Raw genomic sequence first — 18,221 nt, 5'->3', positions numbered from 1 at the left:
CACACGATTCTGCCACCGCTATGGTATTCAGATTTTGTGCATGAGGGGGGCGTTCGGACAATCGCGCCATGTCGGCCTGCAAGGCGACGACCTTGATCACGATTGCCCGAACAAGCCGGGGTGAGTGGTGGTCAGTTGCTTAACAATACAACAACCTTAGCACGATCTGCAGATTAAGGCTCATTAACTCTGGCCGTGCTGTTCGCGTTGGCAAAGTTCAGCCGAAATACGGCATCAGCCAACAGCAGGAATTTGCCGGATCAGACAGTGCCTGGAGCGCCCGCGCGGTTCCGGCAGGGGCCGAAAACAGCCGCAAGCGCCAGAATCACACCAGATACCGTTGCGATCATTCCGGCGGCACTCACGGCATCGCGGGCACCCAGCCATAATGGGCCATAACCCGCCAGAACATAGCCCATCACCGCCGAAACCAAGGCAAATACAACGCTCCATGCGATTTGAGATTCCAATCGGTTGGTCATCAACCGCGCCGCAGCCGGGGGGCAGATGAACATGGCGATCACGATGATCGAGCCAACCGCGTCGAAGGCTGCGACAGCAGCAATCGCCGCTGCGATCACCAGCGCAAACCCCAAAGGACCGGTCCGAATACCAACCGTGCTGGCAAAACCTTCGTCAAAGGTCGAAATCTTCAATGGTCGCCAGAATATCCAGGTAAACAGGGAAACCCCCGCAAGCGTCAGCGCGATACGCGGCAATTCCGGGGGCAACCCCGCAAGCGCGGCCGGGTCCCGCAGCGAGGCCCATCCCGTTGCGTCCAGCCAGATCAGACTTTCGAGATTGCCATACAGCGCGTGTTCCACATCCAGATGCACGGTCGAGGTGTCCGTCTGCTCCAACAAAAGAACACCCGCCGCAAACAGGGTAGTAAAGACCACGCCCATTGCCGCACCGGGTTCGATCTGACCCAGCCTGCGGATCGCTTCGATCATCACAACGGCAACCACGGCAGCACCCGCCGCGCCCAGCATCATCGGCCAGGTCGAGATCGCGCCGGTCAGCAGAAAGGCCACCACGATGCCCGGCAACACTACATGGCTGATCGCATCCCCGATCAGCGCCTGTTTGCGCAGAACCAGAAAGTTCCCCGGAAGGGCGCAGGCGATGGCCGCAAATGTCCCGATCAGCAGCGGTGTCAGTGACAGGGGAACGAATTCTTCGCCGCTCATGTTGCTACCCCCTGCGGGCCACCGATCTGCCGGTCGATTTCGGTAATCTGGTCGCGTGTCAGCACTGTTTCGATATCGCGCAGCCCATCATACAACGCCGCTGTTGCTTCGTGGGCCTGGTCCGTGCGAACGACCTCCCACCGCTTTTCGTCGCGCAGGGCTTTGGCGGCGCGGGCCTTGCCAGCCTCGGTTGCCACGCCGTCGGGGCGTGCCAACCCGGCCCGGCGCAACAAACGCAGGGTCAGCGGCTCATAGATTTTCTGCCCTTGTGCCAACGCAAGCAAGCCCTGCCGGATATGAACCCGACGCTGGAATTGCAGGTGCCGCAACACCGCCGCCAGAACACCGCGAACCGGTGCCAACAGCAACGACAGGACAAACACGGCAAAACTGACAAGAACGATAAGCGGACCCGTCGGCAGATTGGGAGCCGCCGCCGACAGTGCCGCACCGATATAACCCGAGACGCCCCCGATCAGACCCGCCAGCAACACTACTCTTTCGGACCGCTCAGTCCAAAACCGGGCTGTCACCGGCGGAATGATCAAAAGCGCAACGATCAGGATCAACCCGACAACTTTCAGGCCAACCACTGTGACGGCCATAACCAGACCCATCATTGCAAGGTCGATGCGATGCACCGGCAGGCCCCTGGCTGCGGCAAATTCAGGATCAAAGGCAACGATCGTCATTGGACGGCGGATAATCATGACAAGCGCCAGCGTTGCCGCGCCTCCGATCGCAATGATCATCGCATCTGCCCAAAGCATTCCTGCGGTCGAGCCCAGCAGAAACCCTTCGAGCCCCGCCTGTCGGCCCACACCCATGGTCTGGATCACCGTCAGCAGCACAATGCCGAAACCAAAGAATACAGATAGGACCGCTCCGATCGCGGCATCCTCGGCCAGCCGCGTGTGCCGCGTCAGCCAGTTCATACACAAAAGGCCGATCCAAGCGGATATTGCCGACCCGACGAGCAGGCCGATCAGGTTTCTGCCGTCCCCACCGAGGGCCACAAGTACCATAAAGGCCAGACACACACCCGGCAATGTCGCATGGCTGATCGCATCGCTGACCAGTGCACGTTTGCGCAAGAACAGAAATGTGCCGGTTACCCCGGCGGAAATGCCCAGCAGGCTTGCGCCGATTGCGACAAGCGTAGCGTTATAGCCAAGCTGAAGGGTCAGAGCATCCCAATGCATGACTCACCCCAGCGCGCGTGAGATCTGGTCGATCTGCGCTGTAGCCAGACGCCCGCCATATGCAGATTGCAATGTCTTGGCCGTAAAAGCCTCGGCCACGGGCCCCTCGGCGACTTTGCGCGTGTTGATCAGGAAAACATGGTCGAAATAGTCGGTGACGGTCGCCAGGTCATGATGCACCGCAACCACGGTCTTGCCCGCCTCTTTCAGGGATTTCAGGACCGAAATGATGGCCTTTTCCGTTGCCGCATCAACCCCGGCAAAAGGTTCGTCCAGCAAATACAGATCGGCGGCCTGCGCCAAGGCGCGCGCCAGAAAGACCCTCTGCTGCTGGCCGCCTGATAACTGGCCGATCTGCCGGTCGGCAAAGTCACGCATCCCTACACGGTGCAGACAATCCATCGCCCGCGCCTTATGCCGGGCGCGCACCCGTCCCAACAGCCCCAGCTCGCGCGACAAGCCCATCAGAACCACGTCAATCACGCGCGTCGGGAAGTCCCAGTCCACGCTGGCCCGTTGCGGTACATATGCAATCCGGGACCGCTGCCGGTCCAGCCGATCACCATACACTGTCACCTGCCCGGACAGGGGTGACACAATCCCCAACGCAGCCTTCAACAGGGTCGATTTACCAGCACCGTTTGGCCCGATGATCGCTGTCATGGCACCCGGTTGCACGGTCATATCAACCGAGAAAACTGCCGGCTTCTGCCCGTACGAGACGGTCAGGCCACGAATGGCCAGCGGGCTTTTTCCAATGTCGTTTTCCGGAAGGGGGATGCCCTGATGTGCCGCCAGTTCCAGCATCTCTTAAAACCCCGCCGACAGATTGCCGCTCATGCCAGTTTTGGGAATATCAGCCCCCAGAGCGCCTGCGATTACTGTGATATTGTGATCCAGCATCCCGATGTAGGTACCCTCATAGGTGCCGGGCTCGCCCATCGCGTCCGAATAAAGCTGTCCACCGACTTCGACCTGATGTCCCCTGGCCGCTGCACCCTCGATCAGCGCACGCATCGACCGATCCGAGACCGAGCTTTCCACGAAAACTGCCGTCAGTTGCCGGTCAACCAGCGTATCGACCAATTCGCTAATCCGGTTCAGTCCCGCCTCGGATTGGGTTGAAATACCCTGAATTCCAAGCACATCGTACCCGTATTCAGCACCGAAATACCCAAAGGCATCATGTGCCGTCACCAGAACACGGTTGTTTTCCGGGACCGCTGCAAGCACTTGCTTGCCATAAGTCTCCAGTTCCGCGATCTGCGCAAGAAAGGCCTCTGCGTTTGCCGCAAAGGTGTCCGCGGCCTCGGGGCGCGCTTGTGTCAGGGCTTTTTGCACCTCGACCACGACATCGCGCCACAGGGCCGGGCTCATCCAAAGATGGGGATCGTATTTGTCAGCATAATTGTCATGCGCGTGCAGCTTTGACTTATCAACGCCTTCGGCTACCGCAACAACCATGCGTTTACGCCCTAGGTCATGGAAGAACTCTTCCATCTGCGCCTCAAGATACAGACCATGCCACAGGATCAGATCGGACCTGGTCATAGCGACGATATCACTGCGGGTCTGACGATAGGCATGCGGGTCGACGCCGGGGCCCATAAGGCCCTTCACCTCGACCTGATCACCTCCGACCTGACGGGCGGCATCGGCAATCATACCGGTCGTGGCCACCACTTTCAGCGGCGCATCGGCCCAGGCCGAGAATGGGAATACAGCGGCGAATGCCAGCGCTGCAAGGAAACTACGACGAATCATGTCAGACCCCGGAATTGGTATCTTGCTAAGATGAATATGAGAACCGCTCGCAACTAAGTCAATGCTATTGAGAATTATTCGCAAGAAAACGCCTATTTTGTCCATTTGGTCAAAAAATTTACCCTTCCAATGCCGGATGGCCTTCCATTTGCATCTTACCCGTGCGAATTTGATACAAACCTCCCAAAGGATGTGAAAATGGAAACGCAGAGCTCAGAAAGCCCCGTGCGCACCGCGCATCTGCCGCAAGTGACCGAGCCCCGGAACCCTGGAATGGAGCTTGATCTGGATTGGGTGCGGGCCGTACAGGTCAACACCTCGGCCGTTGAGCGCCGCGCAGCCACCCTGCCGGGTCGGCGCTCGGTGAAAAAGGACTACCAGGCGGCGTGGCTGCTCAAGGCGATCACCCTGATCGACCTGACCACCCTATCGGGAGACGATACCGTCGGCCGTGTCCGGCGCCTGTGCGCCAAAGCGCGGCAACCCGTGGCTTCTGCAACACTTCAGACGTTGGACATGCCACCGATCACCACCGGCGCGGTCTGTGTCTATCACGACATGATCGAAACCGCTGTGGATGCGCTGAAGGGCACCGGGATTCCGGTGGCCGCCGTATCGACCGGATTCCCTGCAGGCTTGTCCCCGTTCCACCTGCGCGTGGCCGAGATCGAAGAAAGCGTCAAAGCCGGAGCCGAGGAAATCGACATCGTAATCTCTCGGCGTCATGTGCTGTCGGGCGACTGGCAGGCCTTGTATGACGAGATGAAAGCGTTCCGCGTGGCTTGTGGCGACGCGCATGTCAAAGCCATCCTTGCAACCGGCGAACTGGGCAGCCTACGCAACGTGGCGCGCGCCTCGCTGGTCTGCATGATGGCGGGGGCGGATTTCATCAAGACTTCGACCGGTAAGGAAAGCGTCAACGCCACGCTGCCCGTGTCGCTGGTGATGATCCGGGCGATCCGCGATTACTATGACCGCACCGGGTATCGTGTCGGATATAAACCCGCAGGCGGGATTTCCAAAGCCAAGGACGCACTAGTTTACCTGTCGCTGATCAAGGATGAGCTGGGCGACCGTTGGCTGGAGCCGGACCTGTTTCGCTTTGGCGCGTCGTCGCTTTTGGGCGATATCGAACGGCAGCTAGAACATTTCGTAACGGGTGCTTATTCCGCCGGTTACAGGCACTCGATGGGCTGAGGACGAAAACAATGACAGTCAAAGAGATTTTCGAGACCATGGATTACGGCCCTGCCCCCGAAAGCTCAGCCGAAGCGCTGGCCTGGCTGGTCGATCAGGGTGACAAATTTGGTCACTATATCGACGGGACCTTCACCAAACCGGGCAAGGGGTTCGACAGCCGCAACCCGGCGACCGGAGAGGTTTTGGCCAAGCTGACCCAGGCCAAGCAAGCCGATGTCGACGCCGCCGTATCCGCCGCCCGCAAGGCGCAGCCAAAATGGGAGAAGATGGGCGGTGCGGGTCGTGCGCGCTACCTCTATGCCATCGCGCGCCTGCTGCAAAAGCACTCGCGCCTGTTTGCAGTGCTGGAAAGCTTGGATAACGGCAAGCCGATCCGTGAATCGCGCGACATCGACATCCCTCTGGTACAGCGTCACTTTTACTACCACGCCGGCATGGCGCAGTTGATGGAAAGCGAACTACCCAACGCCGAAGCGCTGGGAGTGTGTGGACAAATCGTTCCTTGGAACTTCCCGCTGCTGATGCTGGCTTGGAAGATTGCTCCGGCGCTGGCCATGGGTAACACGGTCGTTCTGAAACCTGCCGAATATACCTCTCTGACCGCGCTGCTGTTTGCCGATATCTGCTCACAGGCCGGGCTGCCCAAGGGTGTGGTCAACATCGTCACGGGCGATGGCGCGGTAGGTGAGATGATCGTGGCCTCGGACGTGGACAAGATCGCCTTTACCGGCTCAACCGCAGTGGGGCGGCGCATCCGTGAGGCGACCGCCGGTTCGGGTAAGGCGCTGACTTTGGAGCTGGGTGGCAAGTCCGCCTATATCGTCTTTGACGACGCCGATATCGATTCCGCCATCGAAGGGCTGGTCGACGCGATCTGGTTCAATCAGGGTCAGGTCTGTTGCGCGGGTTCGCGTCTGTTGGTTCAGGAAGGCATCGCCGATCGGTTCCACGAGAAACTGCGCGCCCGAATGGACACTCTGCGCATCGGTGATCCATTGGACAAATGCATCGACGTGGGTGCTGTGGTCGACCCGGTCCAGTTGCAGACCATCAAGAGCATGGTCGACAGCAACACCGCGGGTCACGTTTATCAGGCGGCCGGCGCGCTGCCCGAAAATGGCTGTTTCTTCCCGCCAACGCTGATCTCGGGCCTCGAAACCTCCGATCAACTGATGCAGGAGGAAATTTTCGGTCCGGTGCTGGTGTCCTCGACCTTCCGTACTCCGGAAGAGGCGGTTGAGCTGGCCAACAACACCCGTTACGGGCTGGCGGCGACGGTATGGACCGAGAACGTGAACCTTGCACTGGATATCGCACCGAAGCTGGTCGCGGGCGTTGTCTGGGTGAATGCCACCAATCTGTTCGATGCCGCAGCCGGGTTCGGCGGTGTGCGCGAAAGCGGCTTTGGCCGCGAAGGTGGCTGGGAAGGTCTGACCGCCTACACCAAGCCCAAAGGCAAAGGCAAACCATTGGCCAAGGCCGAGGCCGCGATGGGCGAAGGTGCCCCGGTCGATCCGATTGACCGTACTGCCAAAATGTATGTCGGCGGCAAACAGGCCCGTCCTGACAGCGGATATTCGAAACCCGTCTGGGGCAAGCCTGGCCTGCTGGGCCATGTGGGTCTGGCCAACCGCAAAGACGTCCGCAACGCGGTCGAGGCCGCAGCGGGGGCCAAGGGTTGGTCAAAGACCACCGGCCATCTACGGGCACAGATCTTGTATTACATCGGCGAAAACCTCTCGGCCCGCGCGGGTGAATTCGCTGCGCGCCTTGATGCCATGACCGGCAGGAAAGACGGCGCGAAAGAGGTCGAAGCCTCGATCCAGCGCCTGTTCACCGCCGCTGCCTGGGCCGACAAGTATGACGGCCAGGTGCACGGCGTTCCGATCCGGGGCGTGGCCATTGCCATGAAAGAACCTGTCGGCGTGATCGGCGCGCTCTGTGCTGACGAGGCGCCGCTGCTGGGTCTGGTCTCGGCCATGGCGCCTGCGATTGCGATGGGCAACCGGGTGGTTCTTGCGGCAAGCGAGCCTTACCCGCTGGCGGCGACGGATTTCTACCAAATCCTCGAAACCTCGGACGTGCCCGCTGGCGTGGTCAACATCCTGACTGGCAGCCACACGGAACTGGCGAAGCCGCTGGCTTCGCATCTGAATGTGGATGCAGTTTGGTCATTCTCGTCTACCGATCTGTCGGCCGAGATCGAGCGGGCTTCGGCCGGGAACCTGAAACGGAGTTGGGTGAATAACGCCATGGCAACCGAATGGCACGAGGATCAGACTCGCCGTTTCTTGCAGGCTGCGACCGAGGTTAAAAACATCTGGGTGCCCTACGGTGAGTAGGGACCCAGCCCTGGAGAACCCAGGGGTGCAAACAGTTTGTTCGGGTACAGATGGCGCGCTGCTGCATAGAGTGATCATTGAATGAACATAACGATGATTAACATGTGACATTGTTCATATACAGCGCCGCCACTATCCCTCAGCTTGGACCCAGTCTTAACAAGGTTGGATCGGTCCATGCTGAGTTTTCCATACGAGTTTCCTGAACTGGTACAGGTCGCCACGATGATCGGCGTCTTTGGCGCGGGCCTCTACATCACCAGCTATTTTCTGCTACAGATGGGGATCATCCGGGGCAACGGCAGCCTCTACCCCCTGCTTGTGATCGCCGCAGCCGGATGTGTTCTGTTCAGCATGTCGGAAGAATTCAACCTCGCGGGCTCGATCATTCAGCTGGCCTATATCTCGATCTCGATCCTGGGCCTGCTGCGCGGGTTTCTGTCCCGGCATTTGCTTCGGTTTTCAGATGACGAACGTCAGTTCATCGCCCTGCACCTTGAATCGCTGAAACCCCACCAAGCCCGGAAACTGTTGAACACCGCCGCCGTCAAGACCTATGAAAACGGTGACATCCTGATCGAAGAAGGCAAGACAACCGACTTTTTGGGCTTTGTCTTAAAGGGGCGGACCACGATCCTGAAAAACGGCCGGGTCATCAACCAATGTGGAGAAGATGAGATTTTGGGAGAGCTGACCTTTGGCCTTGGGCTGCCTGCCACAGCCACGGTAATAGCCACCGAACCCACCAAATGCCTGGTTTTCGACAATATCAGCCTGATGCGCTTGCTGCGGCGGAGCCGCCATATCGACGATGCATTGAAAGCAGCGCATTTCCGACATACACGGCAAAAGCTGTTGAACAGCAACAGGCACACGCTGCAGGCCCAGAGAAGACCTGCAGCGGCCTAAGGGTCAGCCGTCCAGACCTTCGGGTTTGCCAACGATGGTAAAGTGCAAACCATCTGGATCCAGCAGTTCGGACGCCACCCGGTTCACATCCTCAAGCGTCACTGCATTTACCTTGTCATTGCGTGTGGCGATATAGTCGATAGGCAAATCCTCCATCTGCATACCCACCATGATCCCGGCGATCTGGCTGTTGCCATCAAAGCGCAGCGGATAGGCACCGGTCAGATAGGTCTTGGCGTCGTCCAACTCCTTCTGAGTGACCCCTTCGGATGCGGCGCGCGCCCATTCGTTGCGGATCACATCAACGGCTTCGGCAATACGGTCATTGGCAGAGGACACCGACCCAAGATACACAGAGGCCAGATCCTTTGGCACCAGATAGGTCGCCACACCATAGGTCAGACCGCGTTTTTCGCGCACTTCCTGCATCAGGCGGCTTTCGAAACCCCCGCCGCCAAGAATGTGGTTCAACAGATAGGCGGAAAAGAAATCCGGGTCGTCGCGGTCGATCCCGGCATGGCCGAACAGAGCCACCGATTGCGGCGTATCGAACTCGATCACGCTCACTCCGCCAGTGATTGTCACATCGGCCCGCTTAGGGATCGGTTTGCCGGTATCCGGCAGATCAAGCAAGAGCTCGTCCAGCACCGCGCCCAGTTCCTCTGGGGTGATATCGCCGACCGCGCCTACATACAGACGATCCTTGGTAAACACGTTCTCATATGCCGTGACCACATCATCGCGGGTCAAGGCGCTGACACTCTCGATCGTGCCCTTGCCTTCGGAACCGTAGGGGTGATCGCCATAGGCCATTTCCGCGAAGCTGCGCCCGGCAATGTCACTGGGGCTGGTCTGATCTGACCGCAGACCCGACAGAACCTGAGCGCGAACACGGTCTACAGCATCCTGATCGAAACGCGGTTCGTGAATCGTGGTCCGCAACAGGTCAATCACCTCATCCCTGTTTTCGGTCAGAAACTGTGCCGAGATCGACACTGAATCGTCTGAGGCGCTATACCCGAACGACGCGGCCAGAGATTCCAGCTCGCGCGCATAGGTGCGGGCATCCATTTCGCCAGCGCCTTCTTCTATCAGGCCGCTCATCAAATACACCGCGCCGCGCTTTGTCGGGTCGTCCAGCGACGTGCCACCGCGGAACCGCAGCTCCAGGGCGGTGAAGGGGATCGAGTGATCCTCGACCAGCCATGCGGTGATGCCACCCGGCGAGGTGACCTCTTCAATCTCGATCTCGGCCCATGCAGGAACTGCGATGACCAAAGCTATCAGAGTTACAAATATCCGCTTCATTGCGTTACCTCATCGTCTCGCATCAGCCAGCCCGTGACCGAGGTTTCAGGCTGCAGCACTTCGCGCGCGGCGGCGATGATCTGATCACCGGTCACCGCCTGCAGGACATCAGGCCAAGCCTGTACATCTTCGACCGTCAGCCCGCTGGCCAGGGCACGGCCATAGCGATTGCCGATCCCGTCCACATTGTCTCGCGCATAGGTCTGCGCGGCGCGCAGCTGCATCTTGATCCGATCCAGATCCTCTTCGTTCACACCTTCGGCGATGAAATCGGTCACGGCCTGATCCATCGCATCCTCGGCCTCTTGCAGCGACACGCCTTCGGCCGGAACAACCAGCAGATCAAATGTGGTATCGTCAAGCGACACGCCTCGGTAGAACGCACCGGTATAGACGACCTTTTGCTGCTCGAACTGCAGTTTTTCATTCAGGTACGACGTCGTGCTGCCCCCCAGTAATTCAGCCAGAAGGAACAGGGCGGCGGCTTTTTCCTGTGCACCTGCGTCCCGTTCGGGTGCTAGATAGCTGCGCTGAACATAGGGCTGCGATACGCGCGCATCCTTAAAGGTCAGACGGCGTTCAGCGGTTTGTGGCGGCTCCTGTGATCGCACCCGTTCGGGCAGGTCCGGGTTTGCCGGGATTACCCCGTAATATTGCTCGGCCAGGGATTTGACCTCGTCTGGCTCAACATCGCCGGTCACCACCAGGATGGCGTTATTTGGCGAATAGTGGATCTGATAGAAGGACAGTGCATCGTCCAGGTCCAGCGTTTCCATCTCATGTTTCCAACCGATAACGGGGACACCATAGCGGTGGTTGAGGTATTGCGCCGCGCTGACCTGTTCACCGAACAGGGCGCGCGGGTTGTTTTCGGTACGCTGGTTACGTTCTTCCAGGATCACGTCGCGCTCGGTGGCGATGTCATCATCGGACAGGCGGATATTGCGCATCCTGTCTGACTCCATCCGCATCATCAGCTCAAGCCGGTCGGCAGCAACACGCTGAAAATAGGCGGTGTAATCATACGAGGTGAACGCGTTGTCATTGCCGCCATTGGCCGCGACGGTGGCAGAAAACTCGCCCGCCTCCAGCGTGTCGGTGGCCTTGAACAACAGGTGTTCCAGAAAATGCGCCACACCGGACGAACCAACCGGCTCATCCGCCGATCCGGCGCGATACCAGACCATGTGCTGCACGACTGGGGCGCGATGATCCTCGATCACGACAACGTCCATACCGTTATCCAGCGTAAAGGTGGTGACCGCCTCGTGCCCATCTTCGGCAAAAACCGGGGTGGCGGCGATCAGAGCAGCCGACAGTGCCAGAGCCCGAACCATGGGGCATCCTCCGTTTCGTTTCTGGTGTTCAAACTACGGTGGTGCCGCGCGGGTTCAACCCCGATGACGGAAAGTTAAGAATTATTCATTGACCGGCGGCGCCGATGGCGTTTCGATCCCAGCGTTCCGCGCAGCCTGGGTTTGCTTGTTCGGATCGATAGCCCAGCGACGGTAAACCTGCGAATATCGGTCTACGTTGAACAGCCGCAGACGGGTCCAACGCCCCTGACGCTTGCGGAAATCCGCATCTTCTTGGTTGACGACTTGCCGTGTATTTGAAGGAACGCCATATCGGCTGGAGGCCGTGACAAGCGCGCCATCAGAGGCAGGCACAGCGGTATTTGGATTCGAAGCAGCCGGATTCCCGCCCAGCGCGGCAATAGCATCCCCTGTGGGATTGGCATCGGTCAGGTTGGTGCCACCCGGTGTCGGTGCGGGCAAGGAGTTGTAGTTCTCGGGCTGGGTCAGAGGTTTGACCGGCAAAATCGCAAACTCGTCCGGGCCCGGGCCCGGCGGCTCGAGGTGGCGCAGACCGATATCCGAACATCCCGCAACCGCAAGACTCATAGTCACAACAAATATGGAACGCGGCAACCGCATGAAAGTCTCCAGCCTGTTTCAGGCGCTTTTATCGTATTTCCAAACCCGCGTCACGAGGGCTTTTTCCTATCAAACAGCACCAACCCGAACGCACCTGCGAATATGAATACATCGGCCAGATTGAACACATAGGGGTTGTCGAAACCACAGCAGGACATGTTCAGAAAATCCAGCACATATCCGTACAACACGCGGTCCACAACATTGCCAAGCGCACCGCCGATCAGCAGGCCGCCACAGACCAACATGAGCTTTGAGGGGGCCGTGCGCATCAACCAAATCAACACGCCCACTGAAATCACCAGCGAAACTCCGATCAGAGCCCAGCGCGCGGCGTCGCCATTGCCCTGAAACAGGCCGAAATTGATGCCGCGATTCTCGCCATATCTGAACACCAGAAAGGGCGGCAGAACGCTGATCGGCCCTTCGGCCACGCGCATCACATGAACGACCAGGTACTTGCTGATCTGGTCGATCAGAAACGCGGTCAGCGCCGCCCAGAGGAGCAATCGGGCACGCATCAGTGACGGAAATGCCGCATGCCAGTAAAGACCATGGCCAGACCGGCCTCATCTGCGGCGGCGATCACGTCGTCATCTCGCATCGAGCCGCCAGGCTGAATCACGCAGGTTGCGCCTGCCTCTGCGGCCTCCATCAACCCGTCGGGAAAGGGGAAGAACGCGTCCGACGCCACTGCTGAGCCGATGGTCAGCGGCTGTGGCAGGCCCAGAACATCGGCCATGCGCTCGGCCTTTTTGACCGCGATCAGGGCCGAATCCACGCGGCTCATCTGGCCAGCGCCGACACCCACGGTCGCGCCGTCCTTCACATAGACGATGGCGTTGGATTTCACGTGCTTTGCCACCTTCCAGGCAAACAGAAGGTCGCGCATCTGTTCATCCGTCGGGGCCTTCTTGGTGACAACCGTCAGGTCATCCATGCCGACGAAACCGTTATCCTTGTCTTGCACCAACAGACCGCCCGCGACCTGACGCACGGTTTTGCCACCAGCGGTCACATCCGGCAGGCCTTCGGTCGTCAGAAGGCGCAGGTTTTTCTTGGCGGCAAAGATCGCCTTGGCCTCATCCGAGGCGCCAGGTGCGATCACAACCTCGGTGAAAATCCCTGTGATCTCCTGCGCGGTTTCAGCGTCCAGCGGCTGATTCAGGGCCACAATCCCGCCAAAGGCCGAGGTACGGTCACAGTCGAACGCGGCCTTATAGGCGTCCAGCAGCGTGCCTCCTGTCGCAACGCCACACGGGTTGGCATGTTTGATGATGGCACAGGCCGCACCCTTGACGGGATCGAATTCCGCAACCAGCTCAAACGCCGCATCGGTGTCGTTAATGTTGTTATAGCTCAGTTCCTTGCCCTGATGCTGAAGGGCGGTCGCCACACCGGGTCGGTTGGTACCGTCGGTATAAAATGCAGCGGTCTGATGGCTGTTCTCGCCATAGCGCAGTGTCTGTTTCAACTCGCCCGCAAAAGCGCGGCGCTTGGGGGCCTCAAGCTGCAGCGCATCGGCCATCCAGTTCGACACGGCGGTATCGTAAGCAGCGGTGCGGGCATAGGCCTTTTGCGCCAACCACTGACGGAAACCATATGAGGTCTTGCCATAATTCTCGTCCAGCTGATCCAACAGCGACGAGTAATCCTCGACATCGACCACGACATTGACAAACGCGTGGTTCTTTGAGGCGGCGCGGATCATCGCTGGGCCGCCGATGTCGATATTCTCGATACATTCGTCATAGCCAGCGCCTTTAGCCACGGTCGCCTCGAACGGATAGAGGTTCACCACCAGCAAGTCGATCGCGTCGATGCCGTGTTCGTTCATCGCGGCGACATGGGTGTCATTGTCACGCAAGGCCAGCAAGCCGCCATGCACCATAGGGTGAAGCGTCTTGACCCGGCCATCCATCATCTCGGGGAAACCGGTGATCTCGCTGACATCCTTCACCTCCAACCCCGCATCGCGCAACGCTTTTGCTGTGCCGCCGGTCGACAACAGCTCGACCCCGCGGTCGGCTAGCGCCTTACCCAGCTCGATCAGCCCGGTCTTGTCGGATACGGAAAGCAACGCGCGGCGCACGGGGTGAAGATCGGTCATGGGTCCAAAGGTCCTTTTGGCGTCAGTCAAACTCGGGCTCGTCCCGGTGCAAGTCGCGCACGGCAAAGGCTGTATCCTGCGCCTTGCTTAACGTCCACCGGATGCGCGTCGCATACTCCATTGCGCGGCCAGATAGAACGATCTGTTTTGTCGCGCGTGGCTTCAAACGGCCCTTTTCAAGATAAACACTTGGCTCGATTGACAATTTCCCCACACCATCATGGCGGAACACCCAAATCTCACCGCTTTTGAGCGCCATGGACACCGCCGCACCGCCCAAATCTATCGCCGCATCCACGTCCGGATGCAGATGGAACCGTATGTCAAAGCCGATACCAGTCAGGCTCGACGCATCCAGCGCCTTGTCAAATTGCCGCTTGGCCCTGTCACTTGTGGTAAGCAGAATATCTTCGCCGGTCAGCTCCCGCCCGTCAAAGCGCAGCTCGAACGTTCGGGCATGGGTCAGGCCGAACACTTTGGTATAGCCATCATGCCCGGCCATAAACCGGGTTCCCTCGAACGCGTCTTCGAACTCGACCGGAACATCCTTTGGCGCGTCCACCAGCCCTTCACGTTCCGTACCAGGAACAGCTGAGGTCAGACGCGCACTTGAAAAGCCGTCAAGACAAAGTGTCGAATGCGACGGCGTGGCGCGCCCGGCCCGACGCCATTCCAACCCAAAGGTTTCCCCAGACCCACAATTCACAATCAGAGGTCGGCGGCCCGAGGTCAGCTCGAATGCCAAGGTCGACGCATGTGCGTTATATGACGCATCCCCTTTGGGCGGCGAACTGGCGTCAATTACCACACTGGTCCGTGCCGCATAGAGACGGGCAAATCCCATGGACAGGCCGTTCTCGCTTTGCGGTCTGACGCCGCTTTGCGCCAGAGCCTGATCCAGACGCCCCTCGACCCCGCGCCCGCCCCCGTGGAAACGGGCCAGTGCACCATCCGAATGACGCAGATTACGCATGGTCGGGGCCATCCGTTTAATCGCATTCGCCTGCGCCCCAGGTGTACCCCGCCCCAGATCGCTAAGTGCTGCCGATGTCCAGGCGAGCAGCGTGAAGACTTCCAGCAGCTCCTCGGGGTTGCGCGTGGAGATACCACCTTTTTGATCTATCTGACTGTCACATTCCCGCGCCAGAGCGCGCAGGGCGGGCTCTGCCATCTGCTCAAGCCCTTCCAAAGCCAAACCAGCCTGCACCAGACCGGCTAGCGCCTCGAACCGGGGCAGGCCAGGCGTCGCAGCATGCCAGCGTTTCGACAGGAACCAGGCCTGCTGAGATAGCGAACTGAAAAAGACCTTGCTTTGTTGCTCATCCACACCGCGCAGCAAAAAGATCGCGTGATTGATCCAACGCATCACTCGCCGGCCTGTCAGATCAGGTGCCCAACCGGGCCCGTGCCCGCGCCCATGTGCTTCGATCCAGCCCCAGACCCAGCGTTGCGCCTTTTCGCGCGCCCGGATGTCGCCAACAGCCGCCAGATCATCCAGCCAGGCAAAACCGTGGCGTTCATCGTCGAATCCGGTGCTGGGCGCAGTGACATCCCATAAGCCTGTATCCTGCGCCTCTACCAGATAGCCCGAGAACAGCAGGTTCCCAGCCACCAACTGACGCCCGCGCGCAAATGATCCAACCGTGCGTGGTTCCGGATCGCCCACAAATCCGGTAACGGCCTTGCGCCGCTGACTGAGCCGCGCATAAAGCCGGTTCTGAAATCGCGACCATCGGTTTGCCATGGTGTCCGAATTTGACATGACGCTCGTTACTCTGCCCCTTGCGCTCTGCTGGCGCCTGAGACCCAACGATAGACCGGAGCAATCGTCAAGTCATCGAAAAGCGTGCCTTCAGGTCGATTTCGTCAGGCAGGCGATATAGAAGCCGTCCATGCCGCCTGTCCCCGGCCAATAGTCAGGCCGCAGACGCAAACCGCCCTCTTCGGTGATCCAGCCCGTTTCGATCCCTACGACCTGTAAAGCGGCCCGGTCCGCTTGCATATCAGGATACATCTGTAGCGCCTCTTCAACCTGCACCTCGCCCTCATCGGGCAGCAACGAGCAGGTGCAGTACACCAACCGCCCGCCCGGTTTCAGAAGGGTCCAGGCATGAGCAAGCATCTGCGTTTGCAGCTCGATCAGCGCGCCGAATTCCGACCCGTCCTTGGCAAAGGGCAGATCAGGATGGCGGCGGATCGTGCCGGTGGCGGAACAGGGCGCATCCAGAAGGATGGCGTCATACTGGCCTTGATATTCAAGCGCGTCAGCCGCGATGACCGTAGCCATCAGGCCCGTCCGCGTCAGGTTCTCGCGGACTCGTTCCAGCCGCGATTCCGAGATATCCAGCGCAGTCACATCGGCCCCCGCAGCCGCCAACTGCAACGACTTGCCACCGGGCGCAGCGCAAAGGTCCAGAATTTTCTCTCCGGCCTTAGGCGCCAGAACTCGGACAGGCAGTGCGGCGGCGGCATCCTGAACCCACCAGTCACCGCGATCATATCCCGGCAGAGCGGACACCTGCCCCGCATCCCGAACCCGCATCGAACCGGTCGGAAGCATCTCACCCGGCGCTGTTGCCCCGGGCTTGACCGAAAGATCCAGCGGCGCGCCCTCGAAATGCGCCAGCTCCATGCCGGTCACGGCCTCGGCACCCCAGGCCATGATCAATGGATCGCGCAGCCACTCGGGTAGGCGCGGCACGCGCATTTTCGGCCAAGCCTCTGGCCCTTCCGCCGCCACCTTGCGCAGAACCGCGTTCACCAACCCCTTGAGCCGCCCATGCTTGCGCGAGCGACCGACAATCTCAACCATGGAATTTACGACGCCATGCGCTGCCTCGCCATGGCACAGCTCAACCGCTCCCAGACGCAGGGCATTATGCACGGTCAGGGCGGGAGTGCGGTTCAGGTGATTGTCCAACAGACGGTCGGCGCGTTCGAGCCCACGCAGCGTTTGCAACGCCAGCCGCTGTGCCCGCGCCCGGTCTTCTGGTGCCAATCGCTCCAGCGCACCTGCAGCCAGACATTCTGACATCAGCCGCCCCTCACCCAAGATCTGATCCAGAAGGTAGATTGCGCTGCGTCGCGCGGCCGTTGCGTTATCGGACATTGAATCGCCTTTGATGTGACCCTCGTCCGCATTGCCAAGGGCGGACGGGGGCGTATATCAAGCCAATGCACTGAAAGGAACCCGATGTCATGAGTGACGAGCCCAAAGACCTGCCGCCTGCCGCACAACGCGCGCTGGCTGAGGCGGAGGACCGCCGTCGCAAGGCCGAAGCCGACGCAAAAGCGCGACCCAAAGAGCTGGGCGGACGCGACGGCCCCGATCCTGCACGTTATGGCGATTGGGAAAAGAAAGGCATCGCGATAGATTTCTGATCAATCCCCGCGCAGGGCCTGCAGAAAATCCGCGATGAGCGCCCGTTGCTTATTGGATTTCGCACGCTCTTCGGGCCAGGTCAGCCAATAGCCATCTTTTGCGTTCAATTCGGGCAAATCCAGTCGACGCAACCGCCCCGCTCGCAAGTCCGATTGCGCCAAGGGCATGGATCCCAACACAACGCCCAAACCCTGCCGAGCCGCCGAAATCGCATGTTCCATCGAATCGAAGCTCATTTTCGAGGTTGGCAGGTCGGTCTGAGTGGTGTTTTTCGCCCAATCACGCCAGCCGGGCCTTTCACCGCGCAGATCAATCAAGGGCGCGGACCAATCCACACCCGGCGCTGCCATCGGCACCAGCACTTCGGCGGCAATCAGTTCGGCATCTCGCCCGGGCCACGCCCCACGCCCATAGCGGATTTGAAGCCAAGTCCTCTCTTCATCCAGCGAAGACCGTCGCGCCACAGAATCTGTCAGCACCCGAACTTTGGGGCGCAGGTCGTGAAAACGTGCAAGAGCGGGTATGACGAGGGCTTTGATATGGGACGACAGGCCAGCCACCCGCAATTCGCGCGGGGATTTTCCGAAAAGGTCTTCGGTATTGCGCTCGAGCGCCTGCAAGCTGTCCTGAACCAGCGGCAGATAGCTTTCGCCCTCGACGGTCAGCGATACACCGCGCGCCTCGCGCACAAACAGCGTGCGGCCCAACCAGGCCTCAAGGTTGCCGATGCGCTGACTGACGGCAGCCTGCGTTAGACCGAACTCGCGCGCCGCTGCCGAGAATCCACCCAACCGCCCCGCCGCTTCGAATACGCGCAACCAGTCCAGCGGGGGCAAGCCGATCTTCTTTTTATCCATAAGATTTTCCAGGCCTCAGC

The 18,221-nt window shown here is 59.7% G+C and carries 16 protein-coding genes; 4 read left to right on the top strand and 12 right to left on the bottom strand.

Annotated features, from left to right (window positions below):
- Positions 1-260: 260 nt before the first annotated feature.
- The 4 genes from AC2FGB_RS18640 to AC2FGB_RS18625 are packed head-to-tail and all read right to left on the bottom strand — an operon-like array spanning position 261 to position 4,156.
- On the bottom strand, positions 261-1,190 hold the full coding sequence (locus tag AC2FGB_RS18640) for a metal ABC transporter permease (protein WP_496694592.1): 930 nt from the start codon (positions 1,188-1,190) through the stop codon (positions 261-263).
- Positions 1,187-2,392: a metal ABC transporter permease gene (locus AC2FGB_RS18635; RefSeq protein ID WP_496694593.1), complete on the bottom strand. Its 1,206-nt coding sequence runs from the start codon at positions 2,390-2,392 to the stop codon at positions 1,187-1,189. The genes AC2FGB_RS18640 and AC2FGB_RS18635 overlap by 4 nt, the downstream gene beginning before the upstream one ends.
- A 3-nt stretch (positions 2,393-2,395) precedes the next feature.
- On the bottom strand, positions 2,396-3,199 hold the full coding sequence (locus AC2FGB_RS18630; RefSeq protein ID WP_281996044.1) for a metal ABC transporter ATP-binding protein: 804 nt from the start codon (positions 3,197-3,199) through the stop codon (positions 2,396-2,398).
- Between the two features lie 3 nt (positions 3,200-3,202).
- Entirely contained in the window at positions 3,203-4,156 is a 954-nt protein-coding gene (locus tag AC2FGB_RS18625; protein ID WP_271952144.1) for a metal ABC transporter solute-binding protein, Zn/Mn family, read from the bottom strand.
- Positions 4,157-4,354: 198 nt separating this feature from the next.
- Between AC2FGB_RS18625 and deoC the strand changes: the two genes are divergently transcribed.
- The 3 genes from deoC (at position 4,355) to AC2FGB_RS18610 (ending at position 8,607) form a co-directional block, all read left to right on the top strand.
- A complete protein-coding gene (gene deoC, locus AC2FGB_RS18620) occupies positions 4,355-5,353 on the top strand; it encodes a deoxyribose-phosphate aldolase (protein ID WP_271952143.1) in 999 nt (332 codons plus the stop codon).
- Between the two features lie 11 nt (positions 5,354-5,364).
- The gene (locus tag AC2FGB_RS18615) at positions 5,365-7,698 is read left to right on the top strand and encodes an aldehyde dehydrogenase family protein (RefSeq protein ID WP_281996042.1); all 2,334 of its coding nucleotides are present in this window, start codon (positions 5,365-5,367) and stop codon (positions 7,696-7,698) included.
- 177 nt (positions 7,699-7,875) lie between these two features.
- Positions 7,876-8,607 carry a Crp/Fnr family transcriptional regulator gene (locus tag AC2FGB_RS18610; RefSeq protein ID WP_271952139.1) on the top strand — a complete coding sequence of 244 codons (732 nt, stop codon included), beginning with the start codon at positions 7,876-7,878 and terminating at the stop codon, positions 8,605-8,607.
- A gap of 3 nt (positions 8,608-8,610) precedes the next feature.
- On the opposite strand, the gene AC2FGB_RS18605 is transcribed toward AC2FGB_RS18610, so the two are convergent.
- From AC2FGB_RS18605 to AC2FGB_RS18575, 7 genes are all read right to left on the bottom strand, one after another.
- Complete coding sequence (locus AC2FGB_RS18605) at positions 8,611-9,915, bottom strand: M16 family metallopeptidase (protein WP_271952138.1); 1,305 nt, start codon at positions 9,913-9,915, stop codon at positions 8,611-8,613.
- Positions 9,912-11,252, bottom strand: coding sequence for a M16 family metallopeptidase (locus AC2FGB_RS18600; protein WP_282027878.1), 1,341 nt, complete (start codon positions 11,250-11,252; stop codon positions 9,912-9,914). Before AC2FGB_RS18600 ends, AC2FGB_RS18605 begins: the two co-directional genes overlap by 4 nt.
- A gap of 81 nt (positions 11,253-11,333) precedes the next feature.
- Positions 11,334-11,852 carry a DUF3035 domain-containing protein gene (locus AC2FGB_RS18595; RefSeq protein ID WP_271952136.1) on the bottom strand — a complete coding sequence of 173 codons (519 nt, stop codon included), beginning with the start codon at positions 11,850-11,852 and terminating at the stop codon, positions 11,334-11,336.
- Between the two features lie 50 nt (positions 11,853-11,902).
- Positions 11,903-12,373 (bottom strand): signal peptidase II, encoded by a 471-nt coding sequence (lspA, locus tag AC2FGB_RS18590; RefSeq protein WP_281973770.1) that lies wholly within the window; start codon positions 12,371-12,373, stop codon positions 11,903-11,905.
- Positions 12,373-13,962 carry a bifunctional phosphoribosylaminoimidazolecarboxamide formyltransferase/IMP cyclohydrolase gene (purH, locus tag AC2FGB_RS18585; RefSeq protein WP_496694594.1) on the bottom strand — a complete coding sequence of 530 codons (1,590 nt, stop codon included), beginning with the start codon at positions 13,960-13,962 and terminating at the stop codon, positions 12,373-12,375. The genes lspA and purH overlap by 1 nt, the downstream gene beginning before the upstream one ends.
- 22 nt (positions 13,963-13,984) lie before the next feature.
- Positions 13,985-15,724, bottom strand: coding sequence for a heparinase II/III family protein (locus AC2FGB_RS18580; protein ID WP_496690437.1), 1,740 nt, complete (start codon positions 15,722-15,724; stop codon positions 13,985-13,987).
- Positions 15,725-15,814: 90 nt separating this feature from the next.
- Positions 15,815-17,071, bottom strand: coding sequence for an RsmB/NOP family class I SAM-dependent RNA methyltransferase (locus AC2FGB_RS18575; protein ID WP_496690436.1), 1,257 nt, complete (start codon positions 17,069-17,071; stop codon positions 15,815-15,817).
- A gap of 89 nt (positions 17,072-17,160) precedes the next feature.
- Here AC2FGB_RS18575 and AC2FGB_RS18570 point away from each other — a divergent pair, with 89 nt between their 5' ends.
- Positions 17,161-17,343 carry a DUF1674 domain-containing protein gene (locus tag AC2FGB_RS18570; RefSeq protein ID WP_142640036.1) on the top strand — a complete coding sequence of 61 codons (183 nt, stop codon included), beginning with the start codon at positions 17,161-17,163 and terminating at the stop codon, positions 17,341-17,343.
- On the opposite strand, the gene AC2FGB_RS18565 is transcribed toward AC2FGB_RS18570, so the two are convergent.
- Entirely contained in the window at positions 17,344-18,201 is an 858-nt protein-coding gene (locus AC2FGB_RS18565; protein ID WP_496690435.1) for a LysR family transcriptional regulator, read from the bottom strand.
- Positions 18,202-18,221 lie beyond the last annotated feature (20 nt).

The organism is Ruegeria sp. CDSC021 (assembly GCF_059610845.1).
Note: the sequence above shows the minus strand (reverse complement) of the source record. Positions and strands in the feature narration are given on the sequence as shown.

What these genes read in the sequence shown, in the direction of transcription:
- deoC (WP_271952143.1), top strand. Translation starts at nt 4,355, where the DNA reads ATGGAAACGCAGAGCTCAGAAAGCCCCGTGCGCACCGCGCATCTGCCG.
- AC2FGB_RS18570 (WP_142640036.1), top strand. Translation starts at nt 17,161, where the DNA reads ATGAGTGACGAGCCCAAAGACCTGCCGCCTGCCGCACAACGCGCGCTG.
- AC2FGB_RS18615 (WP_281996042.1), top strand. Translation starts at nt 5,365, where the DNA reads ATGACAGTCAAAGAGATTTTCGAGACCATGGATTACGGCCCTGCCCCC.
- AC2FGB_RS18595 (WP_271952136.1), bottom strand. Translation starts at nt 11,852, where the DNA reads ATGCGGTTGCCGCGTTCCATATTTGTTGTGACTATGAGTCTTGCGGTT.
- AC2FGB_RS18600 (WP_282027878.1), bottom strand. Translation starts at nt 11,252, where the DNA reads ATGGTTCGGGCTCTGGCACTGTCGGCTGCTCTGATCGCCGCCACCCCG.
- AC2FGB_RS18625 (WP_271952144.1), bottom strand. Translation starts at nt 4,156, where the DNA reads ATGATTCGTCGTAGTTTCCTTGCAGCGCTGGCATTCGCCGCTGTATTC.
- AC2FGB_RS18605 (WP_271952138.1), bottom strand. Translation starts at nt 9,915, where the DNA reads ATGAAGCGGATATTTGTAACTCTGATAGCTTTGGTCATCGCAGTTCCT.
- purH (WP_496694594.1), bottom strand. Translation starts at nt 13,962, where the DNA reads ATGACCGATCTTCACCCCGTGCGCCGCGCGTTGCTTTCCGTATCCGAC.
- AC2FGB_RS18610 (WP_271952139.1), top strand. Translation starts at nt 7,876, where the DNA reads ATGCTGAGTTTTCCATACGAGTTTCCTGAACTGGTACAGGTCGCCACG.
- AC2FGB_RS18580 (WP_496690437.1), bottom strand. Translation starts at nt 15,724, where the DNA reads ATGTCAAATTCGGACACCATGGCAAACCGATGGTCGCGATTTCAGAAC.
- AC2FGB_RS18630 (WP_281996044.1), bottom strand. Translation starts at nt 3,199, where the DNA reads ATGCTGGAACTGGCGGCACATCAGGGCATCCCCCTTCCGGAAAACGAC.
- AC2FGB_RS18575 (WP_496690436.1), bottom strand. Translation starts at nt 17,071, where the DNA reads ATGTCCGATAACGCAACGGCCGCGCGACGCAGCGCAATCTACCTTCTG.
- AC2FGB_RS18635 (WP_496694593.1), bottom strand. Translation starts at nt 2,392, where the DNA reads ATGCATTGGGATGCTCTGACCCTTCAGCTTGGCTATAACGCTACGCTT.
- lspA (WP_281973770.1), bottom strand. Translation starts at nt 12,373, where the DNA reads ATGCGTGCCCGATTGCTCCTCTGGGCGGCGCTGACCGCGTTTCTGATC.
- AC2FGB_RS18640 (WP_496694592.1), bottom strand. Translation starts at nt 1,190, where the DNA reads ATGAGCGGCGAAGAATTCGTTCCCCTGTCACTGACACCGCTGCTGATC.
- AC2FGB_RS18565 (WP_496690435.1), bottom strand. Translation starts at nt 18,201, where the DNA reads ATGGATAAAAAGAAGATCGGCTTGCCCCCGCTGGACTGGTTGCGCGTA.